This is a genomic window from Halorubrum sp. SD626R (genome assembly GCF_001261915.1).
Taxonomy (GTDB): domain Archaea; phylum Halobacteriota; class Halobacteria; order Halobacteriales; family Haloferacaceae; genus Halorubrum.
In genome coordinates, this window is record NZ_CVRT01000115.1 from 1 (window position 1) to 1,014 (window position 1,014).

General features: G+C 66.9%; 2 pseudogenes. Both read right to left on the minus strand.

Annotated elements, in window-relative coordinates:
- A pseudogene (locus SD626R_RS11920) lies at nt 1-751 on the minus strand (DNA-directed RNA polymerase subunit A'); the annotation flags it as partial.
- 21 nt (nt 752-772) lie between these two features.
- A pseudogene (locus SD626R_RS11925) lies at nt 773-1,014 on the minus strand (DNA-directed RNA polymerase subunit B); the annotation flags it as partial.

Consider the following 1,014-nt stretch of genomic DNA (forward strand, 5'->3'; position numbering starts at 1 on the left):
TGTCCTCGAACCAGTCGCGGATGTCCGAGGGCATCAGCTTGTTCATGTCCTCCTCCGTGAGGTCGACGTCGAGCGCCTTCTCGATGGCGCGGCGGTCCTCCTTGCGCGGGCGGAACTCGCCGGCCATGATCTCGTTGACCCGGTCGAGGGCGATGTCGGTCTTCTCGGCGAGCTCCTGCGGCGAAGTGCCCGGATCGTCCTCCTCCTCGTCGGGCTGCATCGCGGCCGCGATGCGCTCGGAGTAATCGCCCGAGAGCACGTCCTGAACCTCGTAGTAGGTGGTCGGCTTCTCGTGTTTGATGTCCGCCTGCGGCTCGCCGCAGAACGGGCACGTCGACGCCTTCCGGGCCTGCCGAACGGCGGCCTTCAGCACGTCGTGCTCGTCGTCGCCGAGCTCCTGCGCCCGCTCGTAGCGGTCGCGGAACTCGTCGCGCTGCGCCTCGTCCAAGGCGAGCTTGCCGCACTCCCGGCACGTCGAGCGGAGCAGCCGCCGGATGAGCTTCGTGAAGCCCACGTGAATGACGGGGGCCGCGAGCTCGATGTGGCCGAAGTGGCCGTTACAGGAGCCGGAGTGGGAGCCGCAGGTTCGACACTCAAGTCCGGGGTCGATGACGCCCAGCCGCGGGTCCATCAGCCCCATGTCGATCGGGTAGCCGTCGTCGTCGTACGTGTCGGCCGTGATCACCTTCGTCGCCGACATGTCCCGGTACGTTTCCGGGTCCATGAGGCCGAAGTCGATCCCGCCGAGCACTTTCGGTGTTTGCATTGACATCTAAATCGCGTCCTCCAGTTCGAGCTTCGGTCGGATTCCCAGGGCGATCATCTCGTCGAGCAGGAGCTTGAACGCGTAGCTGACCTCCAGCTCGTGGATGTCGTCCTCGTCGCCCGTCACCGGGTCGTACACGCGGCGCTGCTCGCGGTCCTCGACGGCGACGAGCCCCGTCTCCGCGGAGACGTGGACCGTCTCGGCGTCCGAGGACTCCAGCAGCCGCTCGTTGAGCACCATCGACGCGC